A 25,634-nucleotide genomic window follows, 5' to 3' on the forward strand; every position below is an offset into this window, starting at 1 on the left:
GCCGAACGGACCGTCAGACGTGTACCGATTGAGGATGGCATCCTACCAGTCCTTGCTCGTTCCGCTGGTGAGTGGCGTCCGCCACCGCAGAAGAAGCCCCGCAGCGGGGAAATACGGCGGGGCTTCCCAGGCTTGCGCCTGCCGGGAATAATAACCGATTGCCAGCGATTCTGCCACATCTCTCGGACAGACTAACGGAGCGAACAGCGAGGCAGGACCTTATCCCAGCTCCGTAGCCCGCATGCAGCTCACTTCACCTCGGAAAAAAAATTATAAGCAAGTTAGTACGGGGATCTTCTACGCAAGAAGAACAGAGATCAGGGACCGGATACTGAAATTCGTACTTCTAAAATGCAATTTCCTGCAATCTAAGACTCGCCGCTCTCACTCTCCTGCCGAAGAGCTTGGCGTTGCTCTAGCAGCCATCATTTCTCAACGCTATGAGGCCGCGCCGTGGGAGATTTCACGACATGCGCTTAAGAAATGGCCGTCCCTCATCTGGACCTTCCCTGTCAAAACTCGACAACGAGATCATCTCGATTTTGCGAACAAACGGCAGGGCGACCAACCAGGACATCGCTGAGCAATTATCGGTATCCGCCGCGACAGTATCGGCGCGCTTGCAGAGGATGGAAGAATCCCGCGCAATGCGCGTCGTCGCGGTCTCTGATTTCGCCGCTTGGGGCTATAACGTCATCATTGCTGTCGGGGTGCGGGTGCAAGGGCGTGACGTTCACAAGGTTGGTAGCGACCTGGCAAAATTCCCTGAGGTCCTGAGCGTAAACGTGATGAACGGGAGTCATGATCTGGAGCTGCTGGTCGCCCTGCACGATTTCTCTGAGGTCCAGGAATTTCTTTATGATCATATTGCCGGCGTCAAAGGCGTTTCCCAGATCGATTCCGGCGTAGCAGTCGATATCCTCAAATATCACTTCAATGTGGTTCCCCTATGACAGATATGAGCCAACACAAGCTGGATGCAATTGACCGTCGAATAGTGGACATATTGTCGCACGATGCGCGCGTTTCGAACCGCTCAATCGCCAAAGACTTGGGTGTTACCGAAGGCACCATCCGGCAGCGGATCAAACGGCTTCAGAAAGATGGGCTGATCCAATTCACGGTCGTCACCGATTTCCGAATGGCCGGCTCCCCCAACCTTTGCATGATGGGCATCGACGCCGATCCCTCTCGTGTGCGCGCAATAGCGGAGCAATTGAAGCGAATTCCCGAGATCAACTGCGTCGTGTTGCTACTGGGCCGCTTCAACATCCTGGCGATGGGCCTATTTACCAACATCGAACAGCTTGACCGCGTAGTAAAGGCAAAGATCCGGCCCTTACCTGGCGTGCAGCGCGTGGAAACGGCAATCTCCGTCCACAACCTCAAATATGAGGCAGGCGTCGCCAAGATCATGCAGAGAGCAGAGCAGGCGGAAGGCCCTGCTCCGGATGCTGCGTCACTTCCAAGCGGCAAGGCGACGCGTTCGCGTCAAAGGCGTAAAGTGCCTGTCTAGGCGACAGCGTCAGGCGCTCGTCCTTCGGAAAGCTACCATATCAGGATCGAGCGGCTTCTCTTGCATTGCTCATGAGAATGCGGGGCCGCCGCGCTTGTAAACTCATCTAGCTAGGCAGATGATAAGTGCTCGACTCACAAGAGGAGCGCGGTATGCAAGTGGAAAGTCAGACCGATCATATCGCCATGCTGGCCCTGATGATGGTTGGCGTACTCATCAAGCGGCTGGACGCTGTGGGCCAGCTTGATGATGGAACGAAACACCAGCTTCATAAACTCGCCTCCGCGGTTCGCATCCATGCTGAAAATGCGGGACATGATGATCTGCATATCCTTTTCGACAATATCGATCGGGCGCTGGGCGCTGCTTCTGAAGCGGCCCCGGGCTGATCAGACTCAATGACCATCGGTGGATAACGCCAAATGCCTCAACTCATTGTCACTACCCGCAAGGGTGCAGAGATCAATATTGTGGAGTCGCGGGAGGTTTCTGTCATGGAAGCCATCCGAGACGCGGGTATCGATGAGGTGCTGGCGCTCTGCGGAGGCTGTTGTTCTTGTGCAACCTGCCATGTTCATGTTGATGAAGATTGGATCGAAAAGCTGCCGCCTATGACCGATGACGAGGGCGATCTTCTGGATAGTTCGGATCACAGAACAGCAACGTCTCGCCTCTCCTGCCAGCTGCCGTTTAGCCAGGCCCTCGATGGCCTGCGGGTGACTATCGCACCGGAGGATTGAAGTTCAGTGGTGGGGCATGACAATGAGCATCGTCATGTGGGATCAGGTCGGAGCAATAAACAGGGATGAAAGGTCGATTGCGCCAGGGGTGCCGCCCCAAGCTCTGTTGCAACGCATAGATTGAGATCGACGGTGGGCTTCGTTCAAGCCGACAGGTCCAAAGGCGAGGTTTCCGAACGGTAGTTTGGGATTTTTCCGGGCCAATGCTGTGTGCATCCTAGACGATATGGTATAAGGCAAAAGTGAGAGAGCCTCAGCAGACAATGCCCTAATGTCACAATTAGCCAAGCTGCGAGCATTGCGACATTTTGAAGTGGCAATCGAAGTTCGCCGAACCCGAACATGCCTTTTGCCACGAGGGCTGCTCGATTGATCGGGCTGTAGATGTGCTCGCAAACTGCTGCTTCATATCGTTTGAGGAATGGAAACTGTCGAACTTCGGCGGTGAACAGAGAGTCACATCAACAACGCAACATTTACATCTCTACAAATATGTTTAAAGGAGGGGCCTTCACTGATTACAGGTCCCTCCTCATGGCAGACGAAAACAAGTCCGACATCACCGCACTCACCGTTCAACTGCTAAGCGCCTTCGTATCGAAGAACACGGTTTCCAGCGAAAGTCTTGCCGAGCTGATCAAGACGACGCGGGCCGCGTTGACCGAAGAGCCCACGCCTGCTGTGAGCGAAACACCGGCACAGGAATTTGTGCCAGCAGTCTCTGTCCGCAAGAGCCTGTCTTCACCGGAGCACATCATCAGTCTCATTGACGGGAAGCCTTACAAGACGCTGAAGCGGCATCTTGCCACGCATGGGCTGACCCCAGAACAATATCGCGAGCGCTATAAACTTCCCAAGTCCTACCCTTTGGTGGCTACGAGCTATTCTGACGCCCGTCGCGCTGTAGCGCAGAGACTGGGTCTTGGCCGGAAGCCCGCCGCCACCTCTGTAGCCACCAATGCCCCGGCTGTTGAAGCACCGGCAGCGGAGAGCAAGAGCGCACCCAGCAAAGCAGCTGCCAAGGCCGCAAAACCGAAGGCGCCCCCCGCATCGGCCGAGAAGGCCGAGGTAAAGGCGCCTGCAGCCGCCAAGGCTGCCCCGCGCAAGCGCCTTTCGATTGCATTGGCCAAGGAAGAAAAATCCTCCACTCCGGCCGTCGCGAAAGCCGAGAACGCTGACAGTGTGACGAACGCTCCGCAGAGCGATGCTGGCAAGGCGACCCAACCCAAGGGGAGCGCTGCCAAGGCAAAGCCTGCGCCGAAGGTCAAGGCAGCCGGCAAGCCAAAGTCGCCAAAAGCCAGCACGAAGGCTGCTGCGGCAGATATCGATGCAAAGACCCCAGAGCCGGCAGCCAACTGATAAAAGGTTGTGCAGCCCTGCCGTTGGGTGGGGCTGCCTCCATTTTGGGCACCTGACAGACCCGCACTTGGTTGGTCGCATTGCTCTCCTTCGGCTCTGGACAGCGCAGCGGCGTTTCGCTTAAGCGCGCCCGATGCCACAAGAACTCAGTCTTGCCGTCGTGGGAGCACTGCACCCCAATGCCGACGGCACGAACCGGCAGTTCGAGATCCGGATGCTCAATCCCGGCGATCCAATTTCGCTTGTGCTGGAACCCAACAACAAGGCGGACAGCTCCGCCGTTGCGGTGTTCTCGTTCCGCGGATTGCAGATCGGTTATCTGTCGGCAGAACGGTGCGGGTGGATTGGTTCCAAGATTAGTCAAGGTCAGGACGTCCGCGCCATTTTCCAGGCTGCCACCAAGGACGGTGCGATCATTCGGGTGCATCTTGATGGCGGCACCCCTACCCTACCGCCGCCACCACCTGAGCCACTCATGACCCACGATGAGTTGCATGAGAACAAAGCCGATCCGGATTCCGGCTTTTGGCCGGATTATATTCCACCGGATGATTGAAGCGGCGCCGGTGCGACGGCGCTGGCTCTAATGCACACGGCCAAGAGCTCTCCTGGCCTCCGGGGTGATCGTATAGACAGCCTCCCGCTGCGCGCCGCGGTTCGCATGATCGATACGGTACCCCTTATAGTGACGCCGCAATAAACCCGCCCTCACTAGGTCTGATGCAGCCCGACTGATGCTTGTCCGGCCTGACCGCAATATCCGCGCTTTGACCTCCTCAGCGAGCAGAATCTCCGCTGCAGCGGGATCCTCCGGCAGCTGGCCTTTGGCGACCAGGTCCACGCGCACCGCCTCTATGAGCGTACGCCGCCGACCGTCACGCTGGGCAAGCGGAATCAGCGCCTCGCAAAGCCAGTCCCGTACCGGCAGCAGCGCGCCGCCATAACGTACATAAGGTCCAACGCTGTCACCGTTGCCTACGGCCTTGTAGATGAGGTTCAGCACCATGAACGCGTAACGGGGTCGCTTGGAGACCTGCGAAATACGTTCGATGAGATCGGGCAGCGAACCCAGGGTGGACGCTGCTTCATAGGGTGCGAAAAGATCGGCCTGCTGGAACATATCAGGAATCTAGCACAAGCTGCCCGCATGTGAATCCCCCTGCACAAGTAGCAAACGACAAAAAACACACGTGTCACTTTACCGGACGCGCAGGAAGGTCTTGCCCCGCAAATCTCATTGCCCAAGGCGAAAAAGCCGATAGATATGGCCGCTCCATTTTTACCGGAGACCTTCATGAACAATAGCGCTCTCGCTGAAGCCATCGCAACCGAGCATGGCCTTAGCAAAGCCGACGCCCGCACCTATGTCGACGCGGTGTTCAATGCCATCGCCAGCGCGGCTGCCAATGGCAACGAAGTAAGCTTGAATGGTTTTGGCAAGTTCAAGGTAAAGGATAGTCCTGCTCGTGAAGGCCGCAATCCGGCAAATGGTCAGACCATCCAGATCGCGGCGTCAAAGAAGCTGACATTCACGCCTGCCAAGGCAGTCAAGGACCAGCTCAACGGCTGAGACGGTGAGCGCCGCCGGACGGGGCGGCGCTCCATCCTTTTATGCGAATGTCACTTTTTCTAAACGGGTAAAGTGACACTTCTGGCATTCTGTTGGCCGGGCGCCAGCATCTTGCGCCACGCCGCCAATTGCACTTTCTGCAATCGCTCTGCCGCCCTTCGCAGTTGTCGGCCGGAAGGTGCGATGCGAAAGGGGGGCTGCCTTTCAGGCATCCTCTCCTAAGACTTAGTGGGCTGGTCGTTCTCGATCGGCCCTTTTTTTTTGTTCTGTTCGGCGTGAGATCCCTATTTATCGCATGACCCATCAGTCGCCGCATCAGTCCTTCAATCCCGCGCGGCGACACATGGACTTGTTGTTAGGCGACATGCAAAACTGACCCCCTCGCGTCACTGAAAACTGGCCCCCTCCGGAAGGAGGACGGGACAGATGAATATGGATGATGAGACGATCTCCGCAGTTGGCTTGCGGAGGGACGCGATGCTTGAGCCTGATGAGGTGACGGCGATGCTGAGGTTGAGGAAGCTGGGCTGGGGCAGCAAGCGCCTGGCGCGAGAGTTTGGCTGTTCGCGCACGACGGTGAAGCGATATCTTGGGGCAGGCCGGTGGCAACCCTATCAGCGGCGGGTACTTCGCGGGATGTTGGCCGGTCATGAGACATGGCTTCGTGAGCGATTTTTCCGGCACCGGGGCAATGCCGATGTCGTTCGGCAGGATTTGGCCCGTGAACTCGGTGTCGTAGCGAGTTTGCGGACGGTTGAGCGAGCAGTGGCTGGCTTTCGGCAACAGCTGGCGGCAGAAGCGCGCGCGACGACACGGTTCGAGACGCCGCCAGGTCACCAGCTTCAGATCGATTTTGGCGAAAAGCGCGTCTGCATCGGTGGTGATAGGGTCCGAATATATGTTTTTGTCGCGACCCTGGGCTATTCCCGCCGCCCCTTCACGATGGCATTCCGCCATGAGCGGCAGTCGGCCTGGTTCGATGGCATGGAGGCAGCCTTTCGCCATTTTGGCGGCGTAACCGAAGAGGTGCTGCTGGATAATGCGGCGGCGCTGGTCACGCGCCATGACGCGGCGACGCGGGAAGTTGTGTTCAACGATCGGCTACATGCTTTCTCACGTTACTGGGGCTTTCGGCCGCGGGCATGCGCGCCCTATCGTGCTCGCACCAAAGGCAAGGACGAGCGCGGCGTCGGCTACGTAAAAAACAACGCACTGGCGGGTCATGGCTTTGCCAGCATGGAGGCACTGGAGCAGCATCTGGCCTGGTGGATGCGCGAGATCGCGGATTTACGCTGCCATGGTTCGACCGGGGAACCCCCGCTGCAGCGCTTTGTCCGTGACGAAGCGAGCAAACTTAAGCCCTTGAATGGCCGGCCGCCATTCCGGCAGATCCGCGAACTGGTGCGCAAGGTGCACAGTGACTGTGCCGTCGAGATCGATACGAACGCCTACTCGGTTCCCTGGCGCCTGGTGGGCGAAACCGTGCAGGTAACAGTCAGTGCTGGACGTGTGTCGGTCTTCCATGTGGGGCGGTTGGTTGCCGAGCATGCCGAGGCTGCGGGTCGCCATCGCCGGCTGACAGACCCTGCCCACTTTGTCGGCGTTGCAGGCGCCAACGGTCCTGTGCGGCGTGCCGAAACCATCGAGGAGCCACGGCTGCATCTGCCCGAGTTGCTGCGCCCCCTGGCTGAATATGAGCAGCTGGCAGGAGGGCGTTGGTGATGGCTGTCGACCATGAAACGCTGCTGGGCTGGCTGAGCCGGCTGAAGCTCACCGCTATCCGCGACCAACTCGATACGTTGCTCGATGAGGCCGCGCGGCAGGATCTGACCATGCGCGAGACATTGGCCTTCCTGTGTGAGCGCGAAATCGCGCGCAAGGACGAGCGCCGGGTAGAGATGGCGATGAAGATCGCTCACTTCCCGCATGCCCGCGAACTTGACGGGTTCGACTTTGACGCCCAGCCCAGCGTCGATCCCCTTCAGATACGGGAGCTCGCCACGGCCCGCTGGGTCGCCCATGGTGAAGCAGTGCTGCTGCTGGGTCCACCGGGCGTGGGCAAATCACACCTGGCGATCGCGTTGGGCCGGGAGGTGATCCGCCAGAACCATACCGTGCTGTTCACCACCGCGCAGGCGCTGGTTGCCGCCTTGGTAAAAGCCCATGGCGAAGGGCGACTTGAAGAGCGCCTCGCCTTCCTTGCCAAACCTAAGCTGCTCATCGTGGACGAACTGGGCTACCTACCGTTCGACCCAAACGCCGCGCATCTGTTCTTCCAGCTAGTGTCACGCCGTTATGAGCGAGGAGCGATGCTCATCACTTCCAACCGCAGCGTGGGAGAATGGGGAACCGTCTTTGGCGATCCAGTGGTGGCCACCGCGATCCTGGATCGTCTTCTTCACCACAGCCACGTCATCACGATACGCGGCGACAGCTACCGATTGCGCGAAAAGCGACGGAGTGGCCTTTTGCAAAAGGCCACTCCGTCGCTTGAACCAGCAGGCAACAAACCATCATGAAAGGGGGCCAGTTTTAGGTGTCGCTAACCTGTTGTCGTTCTTGTCTAGCTACGTGGCACGCCATACCTAAATACCGGCCACTGACGCAAAGCGAGCAGCGCCACATCATCACGGCAATTGCACGTTGGCTCGAAGGACAATGTGGATAATCGCCCCTTGACCGTCAAACCAAAGGCCACGCGTTCTTTACCCCGCAAATGAGAAGAAACTCAATTTGCAGGGTAAACCTTGAAATTAGGTGAGTTACCCAGCAAAATGGGAGAAAGCCAATCCGCGGGGTAAACTGTGGCCGTTCAATCATTTTCCGACGAGCAAGCAAGGGTCATCGTCAATCTTGAGCAGGCCTACCAGGTCTGGATGGAGACCCTTCGCACCCTCAATGATATGCCCTACAATATGCGTATCAAAGAGGTGTCCGGCCGGGAATATCTCTACGAAGTGACCGACCGACTGGGAAGCATGAAAAGCAGAGGCCCAGTGGATGCGGAAAAACAAGCCGAATTCGATGAGTACAAGGCCGCCAAGGCCGAATTGAAAACGCGACTGACACGGAGCAAGGCCACCCTCAAAGAGCAAGGCAGCCTCTATCGCGCCTTGCGCCTCCCCATGCTCCCGACGGAAGCGGGCAAAATCTTGCGCCAGGCAGATCGCATGCGCTTTCTCGGCGCCCAAGCGATGGTGGTAGGCACCAATGCGCTGACTGCCTATGCACTTGAAGCGAACGGGTTCATACGCGATGCGCCGGACGCAACGATCGACTTTGATCTCGCACTTACCGCAACGGATGCTGATGAAGATCGGCCTACATTGTGGAAGATATTGAAGGAGGTCGATATGACCTATGCGGTCAATGCCGAACGGCCCTTCCAAGCTCGCAACGCCAGCGCTTATGAAATTGAAATACTGTCCGCTCCAAGTCGGATCGGCGGGCAAATTGCGCGCGACAAGCCTCGACCTGTGCCACTTCCCGAGCAGGAATGGCTGCTAAATGGTCGGCCCGTGGATCGGGTGGTCGGCGTGCGCGATGGCGAGGCGGCGCGCATTGTGGCGCCTGATCCACGATGGTTCGCTCTCCAAAAGTTGTGGATGGCAGAAAAACCGGAGCGCAGTCCGCAGAAAAGGCCCAAGGATCGCCAGCAAGGCATCGCGCTACTGAACGCCGTTTGGCAAACAATGCCGCACTACGCGCTGGACGCCGCCTTCTATGAAGAATTGCCCGACGAATTGAAACCTCACTTCATTCAATGGGATGATCAAAAGCAACGGTGAAATCCGCATGGGCACGATGATGGAGAGCCCGACTACAACTGAATTCGGCCTGCCAAAATCTGCGAGCGGGCAGCACGTGCGGACGGTGCAAGTGTCAATTCTTCAGGCTAGCCGACCTTCCGACACACAGGGAGAAGCATCATGCATGGATAGTGACGTTGGGCGCGGTGATCGCGACGATCGATAGCACGCCCACGCTCCCGCGGGACGATGAGGCTCGCGCTGGGGGGCGAATGAGTCTGCTTAGTGCGAGGCCTCAAGCAGCGTAGCATGTTTAGTGTTCAGACTGTCACGTAGCGGATTAACGACCGTGGGCCCTCGCGTCACGAAACCGTCTTGCATGTCTTTGGAAAGCAGCAACGTGCAACCTGCGTCGGCTGCCGCAGTGAGGATCAATGCATCCCAGAACTGCAACTTATGGTCCACCACTAGATCCGCGGCAGCAACTATGGTCTTGGGTTCTGAAACCGAACTGCCAAAAGCTTGAGCAAACTCGATCAGCACCGCCCGCGCCTCTTCCGCACTCGCGCCACCCCGGCGCAGCACGACGAACAGTTCGCCAAGCGTCTGCGCTGGAGCAATAAGGCTTACCCCACTACTAAGCCGCGCGATGAGATTTCTAATCTGGTCGATTTTCGCGTCGTCGCGAGCGTCACGACTGACCCCTGCGAGATAGGCCAAGATATTGGTGTCGAGGGCAACGCGCGTCATTCGTAAAGATCGTCACGCGACCAGTTTCCTGCATGCCGCACGGGCAAGGCAGCCACAAATTTCAGTAGATGCTGTATCGATCGTTGCTCGCGGGCACGGTCGACGGGCAGCACCCTTGCCACGGCGCGGCCGCGCGACATGACAGTAAAGCTCCCGCCCTCTGCAACTTCGCGTAAGAGTTCCGAGAAACGCTGATTGGCGTCACTAGCGCTGATTGCTCGTTCCATGCCACCAATCTAGTGACATAACACTAAATCTGGCAAGGTGGGGCGGGCAGCGCATGCACCGCCTACACACCGGGGGCTTGGGCCCCTTAGGCTGGAATGGAACGGGGGACCCAACATGATCGTCATCCGTTACACCAGCAGCTTTGGGAGAGAGACCATGAACCGCACATCCACTTTCATGACTGCGTTCGCGATCAGCTTGGCGCTGTCAGCCTGCGGCGGAAAAGGAGACGACAAGCTGGGTGAACAGGCACAGGAAGCGATGGAAAACAAAGCGGACAAAATGGACGCGATGGCTGACAATATGAGCGGCACCGCTGAAGACATGATGGAGGCCAAGGCCGACGCAACGAGAGAAGCCGGCGAGGCCAAGGAAGAAGCAATCGACAGGTCTGACGTCAATGCCGACGCGCTGTCCCCCGCGCAGCGAGCTGAAATCGTCAACGGGAATTGATGGTCCACTCAGGCGGCTGCGCCAGCACCATTAGGAGTAAAAGCCTGTCTTCATGAGCGACGACAAGAGCCTGATCATCATTTGCCCGCAATGCAGCACCGCGAACCGCGTTCCGGCTCACAGGCTTCAGGCGGGCGGGACGTGCGGGCGGTGCAAGCGGCCACTTTTCGCAGGCGAGCCGATAACGCTCACCGCATCGAATTTCGATGCGCATGCAAGTCGCAGCGGCATACCCCTGCTTGTCGATTTCTGGGCCTCTTGGTGTGGACCTTGCCGTCAGATGGCGCCTGCCTTCGCAGCGGCGGTGCGCCAGCTAGAACCCTTCATGCGCTTGGGTAAGCTCGACACCGAAGCAGAGCAGGCAATCGCGGGACGCTATGGGATCCGCTCGATACCCACGATGATCCTGTTTTCAAACGGGCGGGAAGTTGCCAGGCAATCAGGCGCAATGCCGCAGCAGGCGATAGTCGCCTGGGCCAGGTCCCAATCCATGGGAGGCATGCCGCGCTGAGGCATAGATTTGGCGGGCATAAGCCCGCCGATGTATTATCGACCAGCAGCACAGATCGGTCCGGTTATAGCGCGGACGCCCCCCCTCCCCCGCGAACAAGCGTGCAGTTGACAAGCTCCTTCTCCTGTTCTCGGCTTCTAGCTGAACGCAGGGAGACACATCATGCAACGGATAATGGCCGTGAGCGCCGCGATCGCGGCAATCGCTAGCACGCCCACGCTCGCGCAAGACAGTTCGGCGCGCACAGTGCAGCTGATTGATCTGACGGGCAGCGCGCCAAACGCCGCTGAGCAGCCAAGCTCGGCTGCACAGGCTGAAAGCCCGCACCGCGCCACGGCCGAGCCCAAAATCGCGTCCAGTGCTACGGCATTCCGCGTTCATGACCTCAGCCGCCGTTGGGTAGAGTTCCAGATGGCGAGCAGCCTTGCTGAACCTCAAAAGCCACCTTTGCCGGCTGAGTTTGCCGTCTCTATGACGGACGGTCTCGTCATCCCTGCCTGGATGCGCGGTGGTCCTCCCCTCCCCTCAGCCATTTTGCCAAGCTACACCCCCGGCTGTAACCCGCTGGGCTACCGGCCGACCGGCTTTCTCACTCCCGACGCAGAAGGCAGACGCCAGAGCTATTTTGCGCTCATGAGCAGGATCGCCTGCGAACATGGCCTTCCAATCGGCCTCTTCGACGCCATGATCATCCAGGAGAGCCGCTACAATCCCTTCGCTCTTTCCCCCAAACGCGCCTTTGGCCTCGCGCAACTTATGCCGGGTACCGCCGCAATGCTGGGCGTCAATCGCTTCGACCTGGTCGATAATCTCCGCGGCGGCGCCAGATATTTGCGCAGTCACCTCGACCAGTTCGGCCGTTATGATCTCGCTCTAGCCGCCTATAATGCAGGTCCAGGGAAGGTCCGGAATGGCCGGGTGCCCCCATTTCCCGAAACACGCCGCTATGTCGCTAACATCCTTGATTTCTGGCAGCGGCTGAGCGGACCAGTCCAGGCGCAGCCTATATTGTTGCGCAGTTCAGGAGCGAGAGTCAGCCGTATCACTGCGGTATCAACCTTCTGAAACCGGCGTTAGTTTTCCTCGAGCGCAAATTCATCGCGGACGCGGCGGCGCCGTTCGAGCTCGGCGAGCACCCGCTTGATCAGCAGTTCGGCCAATGGCCGCGACCATTCCCTTCGGAACTCCACGCCTTCCAGCTCGGGCGTATTCAGCATAATCTCCGGGAACGTCGCGTTGAACTCCATCAGAAACACGTAGAAGGCGTCAAAGCTCTTATCGTGCGTTATGTCTGCGGTTTCCCGCTTCTTGGCGCCAGCCCACGCATGGATCAATTCAAAACCCAAGGCGCGCAGGATGCCGATAAATTCCGGCAGCTGCATGATGACGCGCTTCGCCGGCTGCCGATGCAGGATGATGCCAAGACGGCTTTTTGAAATTTGGGAGCGGATCGCAAGATCGCGGAGCGTCATTTTCCGGTCGTCCAGCATGCCGTGAATCACTGGAATGTAGCGGTTCATTTCGGCGAGAACCGCAGAATGTTGGCCCTCATCCCGTACATTAGCGTCCATCACTTGCCCCTGTTGCGAACTGATCGCAACTCGCAAAGCATATCATTGGGCGCGTGGCAAGACCCCATTTCTGCAATAAGCTGTTGATTCTAGGTCAATATGAAGTTGATTTGACGTCACTTATTGGTTTCCATCGCGTCAACCAAAGACACTGCGGCGTGTTCAATTACATAGTCGATCAGCATCACTGTGACGGCTTGGGCGTCGCTGATATCCTGGCCCAGATGCGCGGCGATGATCGTCTTGTGCCGCTGAAATGTTTCGTGATCCGCCTCCGTCAGATCGAGCCGCACCGGCAAGGTTGCATCACCACTGGCGACGACGAGATAATCCCTGAGGTCAGTTGCCGAAGTCTGGGTGATCGCGCGGTTATGATTATGAAGCCGATCAGTGATGATGGAGCTGACCGCATCCTCCTTTTTAGTTTCCGCCGAGAAGAGCTTGAAGCTGGCGATGGCCAGTCCATGAAGGGGAACTGAGATCTCGAACTTCAACGCGACTTTACCCGATGTCATTCTCAGTCCCTACATCCGTGAGTGATATTATAGTCTATTGTTTCAGCACCGTGCGAGCATGTGTCTCCGGGCCGATTCGGCAAGGCATTACATCGCATTGCACAACTTTGATATTCGGTCCCGAATGTTCGGACAAGCCGTCCCGGTGGCCGGGACATACGTTTTAACCTCCGGGACAAGCTGTCCCGGCTCCAAGGACGCATGACGACTTAAGGCCGCCCGAACAGAGTTTTTTTCTCGGCCCTACATCTATCGGGTCGGCTTTCCCTTGGCGAATGAAATCCGACCGCCGCAATCTCCTTCTCGGCACGAATGATGTGCCGTCCTTCAATAAGGAATTGCTCATGCAGTCTCTCAAGAAAATCGCTCAAAGGGGCGAAGTCGCAGCGCTTGGCGTGGCCACCTGCGCTATTGGCATTGCAGCCATGGCCTCTCCTGCCCTTGCCGGCGCTGACGCCACCTTCGACACCGCGCTCAATCAGTTCACCGGCTTTTTGGAAGGCTCGGGCGGCAAGATCATCACCGTCCTGTCTTTGGCGGGCGGCATCGTTGGCTTGGCCAGCGGCCGCTTCAGCCTTGCCCAGGTCGCCATCCCCGTGGGCGTCGGCGTGGGTGCCGGAACCGGGATTCCGATCGTCACCTCGACCGTGACCGCAACAATCTAAGGCGCTTTGGCAGGACCGGGATTAGCAGCACCGGCACTGCCATTTTGGGGGGTGGTGTTATGGCCCAGGGCAAATATGTCATACCTTCTCATCTAGACGATCCTGAACTGATCGGATTGTGGACACTGGATGAGTTCCTGGCGATGGTGGCCCCGTTCATCTGGGGGATCCTGTCTCAGCACATCATCATCGGCATAGCGTCTGGCGGCGCTGCATGGTGGGGATTTCGAAAGGCTAAGGCAGGCCGCACCGCCTCATGGCTTTTGCACTGGGCCTATTGGCATCTTCCGGCCGGGCTTACTGGCCTTAGAGCCACACCACCTTCCTACCTCCGCCTGATGGCAGGGTGATATGGACCTCTCATTCCAACATTCCCAAGGGCAGCGCATCCTGCGCCAGCGCAACATCCTGGCAGCAACCAGCCTCGCTCTGGGCGGTCTCGCCCTCGTGATGGTGTTCATCAGCATGTCACGCGACCGCGAAATCGTTCTGCAACCTGTACTAAGCTCTCCAGTGACGGTGAGCAGCGCCGGTGTCAGCCGCGACTATCTTGAGATGATCACGCGCGATGTCGTGGTGCTCACGCTGGATCGCAGCCCGCAAAATCTCGACTATTGGATGAATGCAGTGCTCGATATCACAGCGCCGCGCGTCCACGGCAAGATCAAGGCCGATCTCCTCAAAATCGTGGAGGAACAGCGCGGGTCCTCGATCGCGCAGTTCTTCACAATCCAGTCGATGAAGCTCGATCCCTCCGGCCTTCACTCGGAGGTGAGCGGCGATCTCACCACAATCGTCGGCAGCAAGGTCGTGTCCAAGCAGCCGCGCACGTTCCGCTACGACTGGGAATATTCAGGCCTGAGCTTGAAGCTGATCGGCTTCGGCGTCGTGGAAAAAGAAGAAGCCAAGAATTGATGATGTCCTATTTTGCCTTCGGCAGCGCCGCGACGGGCGCCGCCCTGCTGCCACGCCCATGCATCGGTCACCGGACGATCGGCGCGTCCTTGTTGCTGATCGCCGCTGCGCTGGCGGCGCCGTCCGCTTGGGCGGACCAAAATATCGTCGCCGCCGATAGTGCGCAGGTCGATTGCCAGGCTTCGGCCAAGGACCTGACCCGCATCAGCCTGGTGGAAGACGAATTCGCCAGCGTGTCCAAAATCTCGACCGGCAACAGCACGGATGATTTTTCGGTGGTCAATGAACCGGTGCGCGGCGACATTTATCTCTCGGTGCCCGACGGGTTCAAGCGGCCGATGCTCTCCTTTTTCGGCACCAGCAAGCGCGGCTATGTCTACAAATTCGCGTGCCGCATCGGGGGCGACGACGCCGTGCAGCTGTTCGTCTCCAATCCCGCCATCGCGCGCGAGAAGGCGGCCGAAGCGGCACCCGGCGACGGGGCCCCCGATCCCCAGGAAGCCGCCGTGCAGTTGATGCAGGCCATGTATGCCGGCGGCGCGACGGCCGGATATGACATGCTCCAGCGCTCGCTGCGGCCCGTCTATGTAGGCGACCTAAAGGTTCAGATGATCGCGGAATATCGCGGCGCCGACCTTACCGGCAAGGTGCTACGCATCGAGAATAAGGGCGCAGCGCCCATTGAACTTAATGAAGCGACCGTCGCGCCAGCCAGCGCGCTCGCCGTTTCGATCGCCCAGCCCAAACTCGCTCCAGGCAAAGTCACGACCGCCTATCTCGTATCGCAAAATGGGAGGCCATGATGGCGCTTGCCAATCTCTTTTCGCGTAAAGCCACATCCACCATTCCGCCAAGCGAAGGCGTGTCCCCGGTCGCGGCCGATCTTCAAGCCAATGAGGATGTGCGGCGCAAGCAAATGACCCTGCTCGCCGGTGTTGCGGGCGTCGGCCTCATCGCAGCCTGCTTCTGGATCTTCAGCGACGACAAAAAGGCGGACGAGGTCGAAACCGGCAGCGTCACGGATGTCGATGTCTCCACCAAGGATCTCGTGAACCGCAACCTCTCCCAGCAAGAGTGGATGGCGATGTCGGAGAACCAGTTTCAAGCCCAGGAAAATCAGCTGAAGGCGGTTGGCGGCCAGCAAGAACGCATGGATGCGCTGACGGCGCAGGTGGAGGCATTGAAAGGGCAGAACCAGGCCATGCAGGCCGACGGGCAGCGGGTGCTCTCTGCCTATCAGGCTGAGAATGACCAGCTGCGCCGTCAAGTCTCCCAAGCGCGGCCTGCGCCAGCAGCAGGGCCGACGGCCCTTTATGGCCCTGGCGGTACGCAAGCCTATCAGCGGCCTGACGGGATCGAAGGCAAGGGCGCGCCCCTAGCGATCACCCGCGCCAATGAAGTGAAGATGGTTAGCTTCGCCGGTGGTGAGGGCGGGACGGCTTCCAAGGTCGAGAGGGGTAATACCGTCTATACTGACAGTCCCAACTATCTTCCGCCCAACAGCTTTGCGCGGGCGCGCGTGATCGTTGGCGTTGATGCCAGCGCCGGGGTCAACAGCCAGACCGATCCGCTGCCCGTAGTCCTGCGCGTCACGGGGCCCGCGCGCTCGGTCTTTGCCAACGGCAAGCTGCTCACGACCAAGATCGAGGGCTGCCTCGTCAATGGCGCGGCGCGCGGCGATCTCTCGAGCGAGAAGGTCTATGTGAAGCTCCAGAAGATGACCTGCCCACAGCCCGGCGGCCGCTACGCCGTCTCGGAAGTGAAGGGTTTCATCGCCTTTGCGGGCAAGACCGGCGTGCGCGGTCGCGTGGTGTCGCGCGAAGGATCGCTGGTCACCCAGGCATTCCTCGCCGGCATGATGGGCGGCTTTGGCCGGGGCTTCTCCGCCAACAGCAACAGCATCTTCCAGGGCACCAACATCTCGACCGACGGCAAACGGCCTAAGCTTTCCACCGGCGATATTCTCGAAGGGGGCATTGGCGAGGGCGTCGCCCAGACCGGCGACATGGTGTCCAAATATCTGATCGAGCGCGCCGAACAATATCAGCCGGTGATCGAGATGCCGACCGGCATCGATGTCGAGATTGTCTTCCTGGAGGGTGTCTATGTCCGCAACTAAGCTGGTTCGCCCCATCGGCGGGCTTGTCCGCCCCTCGCGCGTCGTCATCGCCGCGTCCGCCTGCGTTGGCCTTGCCAGCCTCGCCCTTGCCGCTGACGTTAGCAACGAGAGCAGCGCGGTCCGTGGCTTGCTGAAAGCTCGGCTCCCCAAGACAGCGGTGAGCGGCGTCAATTGCACCAAGATCCGGGGCCTGTGCGAAGTGACCGCCGGCTCCAACCTCTTCTATGTGGATGGCTCAGCGCGTTATCTGATCATCGGCCGCGTCTATGACATGGAAACGCGGCAGGACATCACCGCGGCGCGCCTGCTCGAAATGAACCCGGACATGTTGGTGGGCGCTGCTGCGTCCGCCAACGCGGCGGCGACCAGCGGCGAAGTGCAGAAGGCAGCAGCGGGCGCTGCGCGCGCCGACAATGTCGTGCCCGACTCCCCGCGCATCCTGCCGCTCGCCGAACTGCCCAAGGAGGGCGCGATCGTCTGGGGCCATAGCGCCGCCCCTTCGGTGACCGTCTTCTCGGATTTTCGCTGCAGCTATTGCCGTGCGCTCTCTAGCGTCCTGCGCGCGATGAACGTTCGTGTGATCGAGCGCCCCATCTCCTCGCTCGGCAGCCGTGATCTCTCCGACCGCGTTTACTGCGCGAAGAACAGGGAAGAAGCGCTGCACGCGGCCTATGCCGGCGAGCCGATCAAGGCCGGTCCCGCCTGCGACACCAGCGGGCTCGACGCCAATGAAGCCTTCGCGCGCAAACATGGCCTTAACGGCACGCCCGTGATCGTGCGCAGCGATGGCGCCGTGCTCGAGGGCTATCGGCCAAGGCCCTTCCTCGAGAAATGGCTCAAGGAAGGCCGGTCATGATGAGCCCTAATAAGCCACGCCCCTTTAGCTGGCCGGAGGCCCTCGCCGGCCTCTTCGCCATCACCACACTGTCCGGCTGCGTTGGGCTTGGCGGCAACATCAAGGGCAGCTTTGCCTGTCAGGCCCCCGACGGCATCTGTGCGCCGAGCGCCGTAATCGACGATCGCGCCCTTCGCCTTATCAGCGAGGATCCCTCGGCCACGCCGGCACCCGCCGGGACGTACCGGCCCGAAGCCAAACCCCCCACCGCAAAAAGCTCGTCGGTGCGGGTCGCCGCTGTTCAGCCGGTGCGCGGCCCGGTCAGCACGACGCCCGGCCGCTCGAATGAGCGGGTGCTGCGGATCGTCTTTCCTGCCCATATTGATGCGCGCGGGCGGCTGCACGAGGCGAGCGCTGTTCATGCCGTCGTTTCCCAAGGCGAATGGCAGACATCGACCGACGATAACGCGGCGCCGACCCGCAATGCGATGTCCGCCGCACCGGACATGCCGAGCCTCGCTGAAGCACTGGCCAGCAAAGAGGCTGCGCCTTTGGAGGTTGATCCCAATCTTCCCGATCCAGCTGTCGTCGCAGCCGCCCGGGCGCGCAAGGCCGATCCGGTCGCGGCCATCAAGGCGGAGGTCGCAGGGCGGCTGAGGCCTTCGCCGCGGTCTGCGGCCAAGGCGGAGGTGGCAGGGCGGCTGAGGCCTTCGCCGCGGTCTGCGGCCGATGATGTCGCGCCATCTACGGGCGGGCAGTCCACAATATCTGCAGCCGAGCAGCCGACAACCGCCGCTGTTCGACCGACCGTGCAGGCAGCCTCCTTCCCAGCAGCGGTTGCGGAGGACAAGTAATGCCCGGATTATTCCAGCGCCTAATGGCGACTATGCTCGGCGATAGCGATAAGCCGGATGCGGATCGGCCGGACATTGGCGTGCCGATGCTCGCCCATTGGCTCCCCTATCGCAGCTATGATCCCAAGACGGGCATCTTCTACAACAGCGCTTCGCGCGGCTTTGTGCTGGAGGTCGCGCCGATGGTGGGCGCAGACGAACGCACCGGCGAGATCCTATCGCAGTTCATCTCCGAAGCCATTCCTACGCCTGGCTGCCTCCAGTTCCACCAATGGATGTCGCCGCGTGTGGGGGAACATCTCTCCAGATGGAATGTCCCCCGCTATCTTGCCCGCGGCGTTTATGAACGCATGGCCAAGCACCGGGTCGAATTTCTGACCGAGGGCGTCTGGTCCTCGCTGTCGACCGACGCGCCCTTTTACCTGCGCGATCATCGCGTGGCGATATCCTATTCCACACCGGAATCCTCGGGCGTGTCCAATGAGCAGATTATAGCCGTGATGGAGGGGATGATCTCCGCCCTCGCCTCGATCAACGTCACCGCCCGCAAAATGGATCCGGTGAAGCTCATCGCCTGGATCGACGATCTCACCTCGCCCACCACCGCGCCCGGCGACGATGCCGTGAGCTACAGCCCCTATGACAGCATTGCCGACCAATCCATCCGCCGCGACATCGAGATGCGGATCGAGGCGGACAAAATCCTGCTGCGTACCGAGCGCTTCCGCCCGACCGGCAAGGAGATCGACGGCACGCCCGAGATCGGCGAAATCTACCCCGACGCCTTCGACGTCCGCTCCTTTTCTGTACGCAACCTCCCCCAGCGCTGGGCGCCCTGGGACATGACCCGCCTCATCGGCGACATGTTCACCGACAAGCTGCGCATGCCCTGCCCCGTCGCCACCAATCTTTGCATCGATTTTCCCGATGTGGAGGCCGCATCGAGCAAGGCCGGCATGAAATATATGCGCACCACCAGCCTTGCGGACAGCAAATCGGCCAGATTTCTGCCTCAGCTCAAGGAGCAGAGCCAGGAGTGGGCGCGGGTAAATGACGAGCTCAAGCAAGGCAGCAAGCTTGTCAAACTCTTCTATTGCGTCACCGCCTTTTCGCCGCAAGGGAAGGGCGACGCCAATGAGCGGGTCCTAAAATCCGTCTACCGCGCCTGTGGCTGGGATCTGCTCGACGACCGTTATCTCCAGATCATGGGCCTGCTCTGCGCCATGCCGATGACGATGGCGAACGGGCTGTCCAAGGATCTCGTTCGCATGAAGCGGATGCGCACCCAGCTGACCAGCACCGCTGCGAACCTGGCGCCGATCCAGGGCGAATATCTGGGCGGCCATGTGCCCCATATGCTGCTGATCGGCAGGCGCGGGCAGCCCTTTTTCTGGTCCCCATTCGAAAATGCCGCGGGCAACCATAATGTCGCAGTGTTCGGCAAATCCGGCTCGGGCAAATCGGTTGCGCTTCAGGAACTCTGCGCATCGCTCTGCGGCGCGGGCGCGCGCGTGGTCGTGATCGACGATGGCCGGTCCTTTGAGCATAGCGCCAAGCTCCAGGGCGGCGCCTTTGTCGAGTTCACCATGTCGTCGGGCTTTTGCCTCAATCCCTTCAGCATGATCGATGCCGAGCTCGCCGCGCGCGACGAGGATTATCTGCTCGACTGCATGGCGATGCTGAAGGCGATCATGAACCAGATGGCCCGGCACATCGACACCCTCAATGACACCGAACGCGGTCTGATCGATGGCGCCGTCAATGAAGTCTGGGAAGTCCAAGGCCGGGATGGGTCCATCGACGCGGTGATTGGGGCGCTCGAGCAGACCGGCAATGCGCTCGCCACCAATCTCGCCATCGCCATGCGGCCCTTCTCATCGAGGGGCACCTATGGGAAATTTTTCGAGGGCGAGGCATCGTTTGAACTGTCAGCGCAGCTGACCGTGTTCGAGCTTTCGGATCTTTCCACCCGCGAGGAACTGCGCAGCGTCGTCCTGACCGCGATCATGTTCATGGCGCAGCAGATGATGCGCAAGGTCGATCGCGCCGTCCCCAAAGCCCTGCTCCTGGACGAAGCCTGGCAATTGTTGCGCGGCGGCGCGATGGCCGACTTTATCGAAACCTATGCGCGCACCTGCCGGAAATATGGCGCGTCGCTGGTAACGGCAACCCAGTCGCTCAACGACTATTATAAGTCAGCAGGTTCCATTGCTGCGCTGGAAAATAGCGACTGGTTCATGATCCTCCAGCAGAAGCCGGAAACCATTGCCGACTTCAAGAAGCATGATCGCTTCGAGATGGACGATTATACCGACGCCTTGCTGCGGTCGTTAAAGCGCAACGGCTTTGAATATTCCGACATCATGATCAAGGGACCCGACACTTTGGCGGTCGGTCGCCTGGTGCTCGACCCCTATTCCGCCACCCTCTTCTCCTCGAGTCCCAAGACCTTCGCGGCGATTGAAAAAATGATGCAGGACGGGCTCACCATGGAGGAGGCGATCGAACGCATCGCTTATCCCGACAGCCCGGACAAATGGACCGGCGGCAGCGCGGCGCCGCTGGCCCTGGCGGCGGAGTGACGGCCATGGCGATCCCTTTCGAACAGCCACGGTCCTTCGATTGGCGGCACGCCGCCTATTGCCTGCTGCATGTCATAGGCACGATCACATCCACGCTGCTGATGAACTGGGGCCTTCTTGTCCTTTTCTTCCTGATGCTGGGCAACTTCAGCTTCGATGGGCTGATGCACCAGCTGCATAATCTAACCTCGCGCTACATGGCCGCCGATCGCGAGCGCGCGACTGCCTTCTTCGCATTGATTGCCGGCGTCCAGCTGTTCCTTCTCGCCTGCCTCCTTCTTCTCCGCCGCCATTCGATCGTGCCGCGCCGCACCGCGCGCAGGAGCCATATCCATGTCTGAACAAGATCAACTCCACCTGCCTCACATCCCCATTGCTGCTGCTCCTACCGCACCGAAGCTTCAGCAAAGCCGACAGACAGCGTTTGCCGGTCTCAGCTGCTCCCAGATCGCTGCTGGCACGCTCATCCTGGGCACCGCCATCTGGGGCATGTGGGTGACCAAGACGCTGGTCACGCCCAAACAGGACCTTATCGTCTCCGCCCGGCTCTCCGCGATCGTGGGCGATTATGTGCAGGCGCAAGCCCGTTCCGCTACGCCGGCTCCCCAGGTCGAGGGGGAGATGCGCCGTTTCATGGCGGCGCTCGATAAGGAGGTGCAGCGACGCTCCGACAAAGGCGAGATCATCATGGTCGGAGAAGCGGTGCTGACCAAAAATGTGCCAGACATCACCGACAGCATCAAAAAGGCCGTCTATGCCTCGGGCATCGCCTATCCGCGCCAGGCGTCGGCTCAAGGCATGCAGGCGCTGGCCCGGCAGACAGGCGTCCCACCCTCCCCCACCGCAGCACTGGCACCGGCGCTTCCAGCTGCCCCGCTCGCGATGACGTCGGAGGATGCCGCCGCGTCGGCTTTGGCCCCTCTCCCTGCCAGCTCTGCGCCAGTCCCGGCTTTTGGAGGCTATGATGGCGCAAGCGGCCAGTGACATGCCCGCTACCGGTTGGCGTCCGCGATGGCATCTGTGGGGCGCGCTAGGGCTCAGCCTGGTGGCACTCGGCAGCTATCGGGCGATCAGCGAATGGCGTGACGCCCATGCGTTGTTGATCAACAGCACGGACTCGCTGCCGAACTGGGCTTTCGTCATCCACAGAGCCACGGCCCCGCTGCGGGGCGATTACGTCTTCTTCACCCCGCCGAAAACGGTGCTGGTGCGCCGGCATTTTGGGGAGCAAGCGCAGCCCTTCGGCAAGCTCGTCTATGGCATGCCCGGCGACATTGTCAGCCATGACGGGGCCATCGTCGCCATCAATGGCAGGCCAGTCGCACGCATGAAACCAAAGACGCGCTGGGGTGAAATGCTGACGCCCGGCGCGACCGGGCCGATACCGCAAGGCTGCTACTATGTCGGGACACCGCACAAAGATGGTTTCGATAGCCGCTATGCAGAGATCGGCTTTGTCTGCTCGCGGCAGATCATCGGCACGGGCTTTCCAATCTTATGAGGGCGACGCTGGCAGGCATAGCTGGGGCGGCTGCGCTCCTTGGCGCGCTGTTCTCGGTGGGCCCGATGCGCGGACAGGCGAAGGATTTTGGCCAAGCCGGAGAAAGTTTTCCCATCATCGAACCCGATCTGCTCGCGACGATCGAAGCCCGGCTGAAGCGGGCGGAAGCCACCGGCGAGCTGGCGCGGATGAATGCGCAGTTCGCCAAGCGAGCAGAGGCCAAGGTGCGTCGGCCCCATCCGGTCAATGGCATCACACAGACTGAGCAGCCACGGTCATGGGACTTTGACCCGACCGTCACGCTGGAGCAGGATATTCGCGACCAGAGGGGCCAGCTCATCGCGGCCGCCGGGCAGCGCATCAATCCGCTCGATTTCGTGAGCCTCGCCCAGCAGCTGGTGTTCATCGACGGCGACGATGAAGCACAGATGGCATGGGCAACAGCGCGCTATAGCGACGCCCAAGCCAAGCTCATCCTTGTTGCCGGGTCACCCATTGACGAGATGACCCGCCGCCAGCGCCGCTTCTATTTCGATCAGGAAGGGCGCCTCACGACCAGGTTTGGCATCGAGCATGTCCCGGCAGTGGTGAAGCCTGCGGGCAAGGTCATGCGCGTAAGTGAGATTGCGCTTCCCAGAGAGAAGGCGAGCTAATGCCGCTTTGGCTAGACCTGCTGCGCACACCGATGGCAGCGCCAGAGACGCGCCGCCTTCGGCGCATGCGCTTGGCATGGCAGCTCCTCTGCCTCTTCACCGCTGTAGCCGTCAGCCTGATAGCGCCACTGCGTGCCCTGTTGGGCCAAGCCGCCCCGTGCATCGCCGCAGCGCTGATCGCACTGACGCTGATCCAGAGCGTGATCTACTGGGTCGCCAAGCAGCGGGCGGACACTGCCATCCTCGATCTTCGGGAGACGTCCGAGTGATCCGGCTGCATCAACGCGGCATCCTGCTCGTCGCGGCGCTCCTGCTCGGATCCATCCTGTCGCCAGCAGCGCAGGCAGCGCCCACCTGCAACGGCAAGTTCGTCAATCCGATCACGGACGTCTGCTGGTCCTGCCTCTTCCCCTTGTCGGTCGGCGGGCTCAAAATCTGGCCCGGCAATCGGCCCGACGCGTCGAACCCCTCCTCGCCGATCTGCGCCTGCTCCGATCCGATCCCCCGCGTGGGCATCTCAGTCGGCTTCTGGGAACCGGCACGGCTCGCCGATGTCACCATGAAGCCTTGGTGCTTTCCCAACCTCGGCGGTGTGCGCATCGCGCCGGGCTTCGATATCGGTCAGGGCTATATGGCTGGTCCCTCCATGGTCGGGGGACGATCGCAGAGCACCGCCAAATGGCACGTCCATTGGTATGTTTATCCGCTGCTCTATTGGATGGAGCTGCTGACCGATTTCGTCTGCTTCGAGCAGGCAAGCTTCGACATCGCCTATATGACCGAGGTCGATCCGCTTTGGCAGGATGACGCGCTCTCCGGCCTCATCAATCCCGAAGCCATCGTCTTTGCCAATCCCATCGCGCAAGCTGCCTGCACGGCCGACTGTGTGACCGCAACCGCCGCGATGCCGATCGACACGCTGTTCTGGTGCGCGGGCTGCCAGGGAGCCATGTACCCTATGAACGGGAACATTCCGTCCTCAATCGGCCACGTCCAATCCTCGCGCCTCGCGCTTTCGCGCTTTGCCTACAAGATGCATCGGCAGGCGCTCGCCTGGGGAACCATGGGCTCCAAGGGCCTGTGCAGCAAATATGTGATGCCGATCATGCGCAAGCAGCAATATCGCTTCCAGATGGTGAACCCGATCCCGACCGTGTCGGGCCGCTACGCCTGCTCCTCGATTGGCGCATCCACCATGCCGCCCGGCGCCGGGCGCGCCTACCCCGCCGGCGGCGAGGATATGGGCTATCTCGTGTGGAGAAAGAGAAATTGCTGTGTCTTCTGATTGCGTCTCCACTAATCGGAAAAAGCGCGCAATGAGCGCCTCCCGGGTGCGCGTCGGCATCGGGGTGCTGCTTGGCGTCGGCGGGATCTCTGCCTTGCTTGGCCAGACGGTCGAGGGCATCGACATTCAGGCGATCAAGCGGCGGGCTGCTGGGCTTGAAGACGACGCGGCCGCGTTCGTCGATCACGTCAAGGATCGCGGCGACGCTTTCCGCGAGGATGCGCTCGCGGTGCAGCACGGCGGCACTGAAAATATGCGTCGCATCGCAGCCAGCGATGTTCCCAAGGGACCTGATGGCGCGATAGATTTTGACGACATCGTTAAGGGCGCCGCCGCCAATCTCAACGGCAAAGCCGGTGAAGCGCCGCAGTTCATTGCCTTTGCCAGCCTCTCCATGCCGCCAGCCTCATTGAAGCAGATGGTCCACGACACCGCCACGGCGCGCGGGATCGTCGTGTTCCGCGGCTTTCCCAACAACAGCATGAAGCGCTTCGCCGCCGAGCTCGCCAAGGTCGTTGACACCAACGACTTTGCCAATATCGGCGTTGATCCCCGGCTGTTCCGCGCCTTCAATGTGCAGGCCGTGCCGACCTATGTCACGGTGTCATCGAATTTTGACCCCTGCTCGGGCTTCCACTGCATCACGCCGCTGCCGCCCTATGACCGAATGACCGGCAATGTGACGGTGCGCTATGCTTTGGGAAGCTTCGTCGATGGCAATGGGCCAGGCGCCCGGGTCGCGGCGGTGGCGCTTTCGAATATGAAGCGAGGGCGGCCATGAAGCGACTTGCCTCGCTCATCGCCCTGGTGCTGCTCGGCGTCGCCGTGCCCACGCCCGCGCAGATGACCCCACAACAAGCGCGCGAAGAGGGCAAGTCCCTCGGCAACGCGATGCGGAGCGATGAGGCCTGGGTTCCTAAGAATAACGCCCAAGCCATGATTGTGCCGGGCTACCAGGGGACTGACCTGCCCGAGGCAAATTATTTCAGCAATCCCGACAAGCTCGCCAATGACGCCCACGCGCTCAAGGGATCGAGCGAAGCCTATCATATTGCGACCGACGCCAACAAAAGCCGTCCCACCTTTTCCGGTGACGAGATCAAGGCCGTCACCGCCAATGCATCGGCAATCGAAAATGATCCCTCTACCCAATTGGGCGGCGAAAGCATCAGCGGCGGCAGTGGCGAGTGCAAGCCCCTGCCCGCGGAAGAAAGCCAGATCTATTACGACGCCACCTGCGACACGGGGTTTGTCGTCAATTCG

34 protein-coding genes are annotated in these 25,634 nt (G+C 60.3%); 29 read left to right on the forward strand and 5 right to left on the reverse strand.

Translation table 11 applies throughout. The annotated features are described in order from the left end of the window. The first annotated feature begins 470 nt into the window (after positions 1 to 470). From EP837_RS18955 to EP837_RS18980, 6 genes are all read left to right on the forward strand, one after another. Positions 471 to 953, forward strand: coding sequence for an Lrp/AsnC family transcriptional regulator (locus EP837_RS18955; RefSeq protein ID WP_066532169.1), 483 nt, complete (start codon positions 471 to 473; stop codon positions 951 to 953). Between the two features lie 5 nt (positions 954 to 958). Beyond that, entirely contained in the window at positions 959 to 1,516 is a 558-nt protein-coding gene (locus EP837_RS18960; protein WP_197486427.1) for an Lrp/AsnC family transcriptional regulator, read from the forward strand. A gap of 152 nt (positions 1,517 to 1,668) precedes the next feature. Beyond that, positions 1,669 to 1,905 (forward strand): hypothetical protein, encoded by a 237-nt coding sequence (locus tag EP837_RS18965; protein ID WP_066532173.1) that lies wholly within the window; start codon positions 1,669 to 1,671, stop codon positions 1,903 to 1,905. A 33-nt stretch (positions 1,906 to 1,938) separates the two neighbouring features. After that, the gene (locus tag EP837_RS18970) at positions 1,939 to 2,256 is read left to right on the forward strand and encodes a 2Fe-2S iron-sulfur cluster-binding protein (protein ID WP_066532176.1); all 318 of its coding nucleotides are present in this window, start codon (positions 1,939 to 1,941) and stop codon (positions 2,254 to 2,256) included. Positions 2,257 to 2,700: 444 nt separating this feature from the next. Continuing rightward, positions 2,701 to 3,615, forward strand: coding sequence for a MucR family transcriptional regulator (locus EP837_RS18975; protein WP_225870677.1), 915 nt, complete (start codon positions 2,701 to 2,703; stop codon positions 3,613 to 3,615). A gap of 133 nt (positions 3,616 to 3,748) precedes the next feature. After that, positions 3,749 to 4,171, forward strand: coding sequence for an HIRAN domain-containing protein (locus EP837_RS18980; protein ID WP_066532180.1), 423 nt, complete (start codon positions 3,749 to 3,751; stop codon positions 4,169 to 4,171). 27 nt (positions 4,172 to 4,198) lie between these two features. Here EP837_RS18980 and EP837_RS18985 read toward each other — a convergent pair whose 3' ends face one another. Beyond that, positions 4,199 to 4,735, reverse strand: a complete 537-nt coding sequence (locus EP837_RS18985) for a hypothetical protein (protein WP_066532183.1) — start codon at positions 4,733 to 4,735, stop codon at positions 4,199 to 4,201. A 174-nt stretch (positions 4,736 to 4,909) separates the two neighbouring features. Between EP837_RS18985 and EP837_RS18990 the strand changes: the two genes are divergently transcribed. The 5 genes from EP837_RS18990 to EP837_RS19005 all read left to right on the forward strand — a co-directional run bounded on the left by EP837_RS18990 (position 4,910) and on the right by EP837_RS19005 (position 8,973). Next, the gene (locus EP837_RS18990; RefSeq protein WP_066532389.1) at positions 4,910 to 5,185 is read left to right on the forward strand and encodes an HU family DNA-binding protein; all 276 of its coding nucleotides are present in this window, start codon (positions 4,910 to 4,912) and stop codon (positions 5,183 to 5,185) included. Between the two features lie 426 nt (positions 5,186 to 5,611). Continuing rightward, entirely contained in the window at positions 5,612 to 6,907 is a 1,296-nt protein-coding gene (gene istA, locus EP837_RS18995) for an IS21 family transposase (RefSeq protein WP_156518777.1), read from the forward strand. Next, the gene (istB, locus tag EP837_RS19000; RefSeq protein WP_066532187.1) at positions 6,907 to 7,704 is read left to right on the forward strand and encodes an IS21-like element helper ATPase IstB; all 798 of its coding nucleotides are present in this window, start codon (positions 6,907 to 6,909) and stop codon (positions 7,702 to 7,704) included. Before istA ends, istB begins: the two co-directional genes overlap by 1 nt. Positions 7,705 to 7,721: 17 nt before the next feature. Next, positions 7,722 to 7,853 carry a DUF4186 family protein gene (locus tag EP837_RS21200; protein WP_156518782.1) on the forward strand — a complete coding sequence of 44 codons (132 nt, stop codon included), beginning with the start codon at positions 7,722 to 7,724 and terminating at the stop codon, positions 7,851 to 7,853. Positions 7,854 to 7,989: 136 nt separating this feature from the next. After that, a complete protein-coding gene (locus tag EP837_RS19005) occupies positions 7,990 to 8,973 on the forward strand; it encodes a GSU2403 family nucleotidyltransferase fold protein (RefSeq protein WP_066532189.1) in 984 nt (327 codons plus the stop codon). Between the two features lie 243 nt (positions 8,974 to 9,216). Here EP837_RS19005 and EP837_RS19010 read toward each other — a convergent pair whose 3' ends face one another. Then, the gene (locus EP837_RS19010) at positions 9,217 to 9,684 is read right to left on the reverse strand and encodes a PIN domain-containing protein (RefSeq protein WP_066532191.1); all 468 of its coding nucleotides are present in this window, start codon (positions 9,682 to 9,684) and stop codon (positions 9,217 to 9,219) included. Continuing rightward, a complete protein-coding gene (locus EP837_RS19015) occupies positions 9,681 to 9,911 on the reverse strand; it encodes a type II toxin-antitoxin system Phd/YefM family antitoxin (RefSeq protein ID WP_066532194.1) in 231 nt (76 codons plus the stop codon). Before EP837_RS19015 ends, EP837_RS19010 begins: the two co-directional genes overlap by 4 nt. Before the next feature lie 115 nt (positions 9,912 to 10,026). Between EP837_RS19015 and EP837_RS21455 the strand changes: the two genes are divergently transcribed. From EP837_RS21455 to EP837_RS19030, 3 genes are all read left to right on the forward strand, one after another. After that, complete coding sequence (locus EP837_RS21455) at positions 10,027 to 10,365, forward strand: hypothetical protein (RefSeq protein WP_197486428.1); 339 nt, start codon at positions 10,027 to 10,029, stop codon at positions 10,363 to 10,365. 52 nt (positions 10,366 to 10,417) lie between these two features. Beyond that, positions 10,418 to 10,876: a thioredoxin TrxC gene (gene trxC / locus EP837_RS19025; RefSeq protein ID WP_066532196.1), complete on the forward strand. Its 459-nt coding sequence runs from the start codon at positions 10,418 to 10,420 to the stop codon at positions 10,874 to 10,876. A 162-nt stretch (positions 10,877 to 11,038) separates the two neighbouring features. Beyond that, entirely contained in the window at positions 11,039 to 11,941 is a 903-nt protein-coding gene (locus tag EP837_RS19030; RefSeq protein ID WP_225870678.1) for a lytic transglycosylase domain-containing protein, read from the forward strand. 8 nt (positions 11,942 to 11,949) lie between these two features. On the opposite strand, the gene EP837_RS19035 is transcribed toward EP837_RS19030, so the two are convergent. Both EP837_RS19035 and EP837_RS19040 read right to left on the reverse strand, forming a co-directional pair. Then, positions 11,950 to 12,447, reverse strand: coding sequence for a hypothetical protein (locus EP837_RS19035; protein ID WP_066532203.1), 498 nt, complete (start codon positions 12,445 to 12,447; stop codon positions 11,950 to 11,952). A 116-nt stretch (positions 12,448 to 12,563) separates the two neighbouring features. Then, a complete protein-coding gene (locus tag EP837_RS19040) occupies positions 12,564 to 12,941 on the reverse strand; it encodes a hypothetical protein (RefSeq protein WP_156518784.1) in 378 nt (125 codons plus the stop codon). A 446-nt stretch (positions 12,942 to 13,387) separates the two neighbouring features. Between EP837_RS19040 and EP837_RS19045 the strand changes: the two genes are divergently transcribed. From EP837_RS19045 to trbC, 15 genes are read left to right on the forward strand one after another with little or no spacing between them, the layout of a single operon-like run. Next, a complete protein-coding gene (locus EP837_RS19045) occupies positions 13,388 to 13,627 on the forward strand; it encodes a hypothetical protein (protein ID WP_443019163.1) in 240 nt (79 codons plus the stop codon). A 59-nt stretch (positions 13,628 to 13,686) separates the two neighbouring features. Continuing rightward, entirely contained in the window at positions 13,687 to 13,977 is a 291-nt protein-coding gene (gene traL / locus EP837_RS19050; RefSeq protein ID WP_066532209.1) for a type IV conjugative transfer system protein TraL, read from the forward strand. Position 13,978: 1 nt separating this feature from the next. After that, positions 13,979 to 14,542, forward strand: a complete 564-nt coding sequence (locus tag EP837_RS19055; RefSeq protein WP_066532212.1) for a type IV conjugative transfer system protein TraE — start codon at positions 13,979 to 13,981, stop codon at positions 14,540 to 14,542. Further along, positions 14,542 to 15,345 (forward strand): type-F conjugative transfer system secretin TraK, encoded by an 804-nt coding sequence (locus EP837_RS19060; RefSeq protein WP_066532215.1) that lies wholly within the window; start codon positions 14,542 to 14,544, stop codon positions 15,343 to 15,345. The genes EP837_RS19055 and EP837_RS19060 overlap by 1 nt, the downstream gene beginning before the upstream one ends. Then, positions 15,345 to 16,661: a TraB/VirB10 family protein gene (locus EP837_RS19065; RefSeq protein ID WP_066532399.1), complete on the forward strand. Its 1,317-nt coding sequence runs from the start codon at positions 15,345 to 15,347 to the stop codon at positions 16,659 to 16,661. The genes EP837_RS19060 and EP837_RS19065 overlap by 1 nt, the downstream gene beginning before the upstream one ends. Next, positions 16,648 to 17,517: a DsbC family protein gene (locus tag EP837_RS19070; RefSeq protein WP_066532217.1), complete on the forward strand. Its 870-nt coding sequence runs from the start codon at positions 16,648 to 16,650 to the stop codon at positions 17,515 to 17,517. The genes EP837_RS19065 and EP837_RS19070 overlap by 14 nt, the downstream gene beginning before the upstream one ends. Then, a complete protein-coding gene (locus tag EP837_RS19075) occupies positions 17,514 to 18,350 on the forward strand; it encodes a TraV family lipoprotein (RefSeq protein WP_225870679.1) in 837 nt (278 codons plus the stop codon). The genes EP837_RS19070 and EP837_RS19075 overlap by 4 nt, the downstream gene beginning before the upstream one ends. Further along, positions 18,350 to 20,932 carry a type IV secretion system protein TraC gene (gene traC, locus EP837_RS19080; protein ID WP_066532225.1) on the forward strand — a complete coding sequence of 861 codons (2,583 nt, stop codon included), beginning with the start codon at positions 18,350 to 18,352 and terminating at the stop codon, positions 20,930 to 20,932. The genes EP837_RS19075 and traC overlap by 1 nt, the downstream gene beginning before the upstream one ends. A gap of 5 nt (positions 20,933 to 20,937) precedes the next feature. Continuing rightward, positions 20,938 to 21,273 (forward strand): hypothetical protein, encoded by a 336-nt coding sequence (locus EP837_RS19085; protein WP_066532411.1) that lies wholly within the window; start codon positions 20,938 to 20,940, stop codon positions 21,271 to 21,273. After that, positions 21,266 to 21,916, forward strand: coding sequence for a type-F conjugative transfer system protein TrbI (locus EP837_RS19090; protein WP_066532227.1), 651 nt, complete (start codon positions 21,266 to 21,268; stop codon positions 21,914 to 21,916). The genes EP837_RS19085 and EP837_RS19090 overlap by 8 nt, the downstream gene beginning before the upstream one ends. Then, positions 21,897 to 22,433 (forward strand): S26 family signal peptidase, encoded by a 537-nt coding sequence (locus EP837_RS19095; RefSeq protein WP_066532229.1) that lies wholly within the window; start codon positions 21,897 to 21,899, stop codon positions 22,431 to 22,433. Before EP837_RS19090 ends, EP837_RS19095 begins: the two co-directional genes overlap by 20 nt. Continuing rightward, entirely contained in the window at positions 22,430 to 23,086 is a 657-nt protein-coding gene (traW, locus tag EP837_RS19100; protein ID WP_066532231.1) for a type-F conjugative transfer system protein TraW, read from the forward strand. Before EP837_RS19095 ends, traW begins: the two co-directional genes overlap by 4 nt. After that, a complete protein-coding gene (locus tag EP837_RS19105; protein ID WP_066532233.1) occupies positions 23,086 to 23,355 on the forward strand; it encodes a hypothetical protein in 270 nt (89 codons plus the stop codon). Before traW ends, EP837_RS19105 begins: the two co-directional genes overlap by 1 nt. Positions 23,356 to 23,360: 5 nt before the next feature. After that, entirely contained in the window at positions 23,361 to 24,371 is a 1,011-nt protein-coding gene (gene traU, locus EP837_RS19110; RefSeq protein ID WP_197486441.1) for a conjugal transfer pilus assembly protein TraU, read from the forward strand. A 31-nt stretch (positions 24,372 to 24,402) separates the two neighbouring features. After that, positions 24,403 to 25,152 (forward strand): type-F conjugative transfer system pilin assembly protein TrbC, encoded by a 750-nt coding sequence (gene trbC, locus EP837_RS19115; protein WP_066532237.1) that lies wholly within the window; start codon positions 24,403 to 24,405, stop codon positions 25,150 to 25,152. Positions 25,153 to 25,634: the final 482 nt, after the last annotated feature.

Origin of the sequence: Sphingobium sp. EP60837 (assembly GCF_001658005.1) — a bacterium.
GTDB lineage: Bacteria > Pseudomonadota > Alphaproteobacteria > Sphingomonadales > Sphingomonadaceae > Sphingobium > Sphingobium tyrosinilyticum.

Excerpts from the sequence above, each read along its gene's own strand:
- EP837_RS18955 (WP_066532169.1), top strand. The coding sequence starts at position 471 with ATGCGCTTAAGAAATGGCCGTCCCTCATCTGGACCTTCCCTGTCAAAA.
- EP837_RS18960 (WP_197486427.1), top strand. The coding sequence starts at position 959 with ATGAGCCAACACAAGCTGGATGCAATTGACCGTCGAATAGTGGACATA.
- EP837_RS18965 (WP_066532173.1), top strand. The coding sequence starts at position 1,669 with ATGCAAGTGGAAAGTCAGACCGATCATATCGCCATGCTGGCCCTGATG.
- EP837_RS18970 (WP_066532176.1), top strand. The coding sequence starts at position 1,939 with ATGCCTCAACTCATTGTCACTACCCGCAAGGGTGCAGAGATCAATATT.
- EP837_RS18980 (WP_066532180.1), top strand. The coding sequence starts at position 3,749 with ATGCCACAAGAACTCAGTCTTGCCGTCGTGGGAGCACTGCACCCCAAT.
- EP837_RS18985 (WP_066532183.1), bottom strand. The coding sequence starts at position 4,735 with ATGTTCCAGCAGGCCGATCTTTTCGCACCCTATGAAGCAGCGTCCACC.
- EP837_RS18990 (WP_066532389.1), top strand. The coding sequence starts at position 4,910 with ATGAACAATAGCGCTCTCGCTGAAGCCATCGCAACCGAGCATGGCCTT.
- istA (WP_156518777.1), top strand. The coding sequence starts at position 5,612 with ATGAATATGGATGATGAGACGATCTCCGCAGTTGGCTTGCGGAGGGAC.
- istB (WP_066532187.1), top strand. The coding sequence starts at position 6,907 with ATGGCTGTCGACCATGAAACGCTGCTGGGCTGGCTGAGCCGGCTGAAG.
- EP837_RS19010 (WP_066532191.1), bottom strand. The coding sequence starts at position 9,684 with ATGACGCGCGTTGCCCTCGACACCAATATCTTGGCCTATCTCGCAGGG.
- EP837_RS19015 (WP_066532194.1), bottom strand. The coding sequence starts at position 9,911 with ATGGAACGAGCAATCAGCGCTAGTGACGCCAATCAGCGTTTCTCGGAA.
- EP837_RS21455 (WP_197486428.1), top strand. The coding sequence starts at position 10,027 with ATGATCGTCATCCGTTACACCAGCAGCTTTGGGAGAGAGACCATGAAC.
- trxC (WP_066532196.1), top strand. The coding sequence starts at position 10,418 with ATGAGCGACGACAAGAGCCTGATCATCATTTGCCCGCAATGCAGCACC.
- EP837_RS19030 (WP_225870678.1), top strand. The coding sequence starts at position 11,039 with ATGCAACGGATAATGGCCGTGAGCGCCGCGATCGCGGCAATCGCTAGC.
- EP837_RS19035 (WP_066532203.1), bottom strand. The coding sequence starts at position 12,447 with ATGGACGCTAATGTACGGGATGAGGGCCAACATTCTGCGGTTCTCGCC.
- EP837_RS19045 (WP_443019163.1), top strand. The coding sequence starts at position 13,388 with ATGGCCTCTCCTGCCCTTGCCGGCGCTGACGCCACCTTCGACACCGCG.
- traL (WP_066532209.1), top strand. The coding sequence starts at position 13,687 with ATGGCCCAGGGCAAATATGTCATACCTTCTCATCTAGACGATCCTGAA.
- EP837_RS19055 (WP_066532212.1), top strand. The coding sequence starts at position 13,979 with ATGGACCTCTCATTCCAACATTCCCAAGGGCAGCGCATCCTGCGCCAG.
- EP837_RS19060 (WP_066532215.1), top strand. The coding sequence starts at position 14,542 with ATGATGTCCTATTTTGCCTTCGGCAGCGCCGCGACGGGCGCCGCCCTG.
- EP837_RS19065 (WP_066532399.1), top strand. The coding sequence starts at position 15,345 with ATGGCGCTTGCCAATCTCTTTTCGCGTAAAGCCACATCCACCATTCCG.
- EP837_RS19070 (WP_066532217.1), top strand. The coding sequence starts at position 16,648 with ATGTCCGCAACTAAGCTGGTTCGCCCCATCGGCGGGCTTGTCCGCCCC.
- EP837_RS19075 (WP_225870679.1), top strand. The coding sequence starts at position 17,514 with ATGATGAGCCCTAATAAGCCACGCCCCTTTAGCTGGCCGGAGGCCCTC.
- traC (WP_066532225.1), top strand. The coding sequence starts at position 18,350 with ATGCCCGGATTATTCCAGCGCCTAATGGCGACTATGCTCGGCGATAGC.
- EP837_RS19085 (WP_066532411.1), top strand. The coding sequence starts at position 20,938 with ATGGCGATCCCTTTCGAACAGCCACGGTCCTTCGATTGGCGGCACGCC.
- EP837_RS19090 (WP_066532227.1), top strand. The coding sequence starts at position 21,266 with ATGTCTGAACAAGATCAACTCCACCTGCCTCACATCCCCATTGCTGCT.
- EP837_RS19095 (WP_066532229.1), top strand. The coding sequence starts at position 21,897 with ATGGCGCAAGCGGCCAGTGACATGCCCGCTACCGGTTGGCGTCCGCGA.
- traW (WP_066532231.1), top strand. The coding sequence starts at position 22,430 with ATGAGGGCGACGCTGGCAGGCATAGCTGGGGCGGCTGCGCTCCTTGGC.
- EP837_RS19105 (WP_066532233.1), top strand. The coding sequence starts at position 23,086 with ATGCCGCTTTGGCTAGACCTGCTGCGCACACCGATGGCAGCGCCAGAG.
- trbC (WP_066532237.1), top strand. The coding sequence starts at position 24,403 with ATGAGCGCCTCCCGGGTGCGCGTCGGCATCGGGGTGCTGCTTGGCGTC.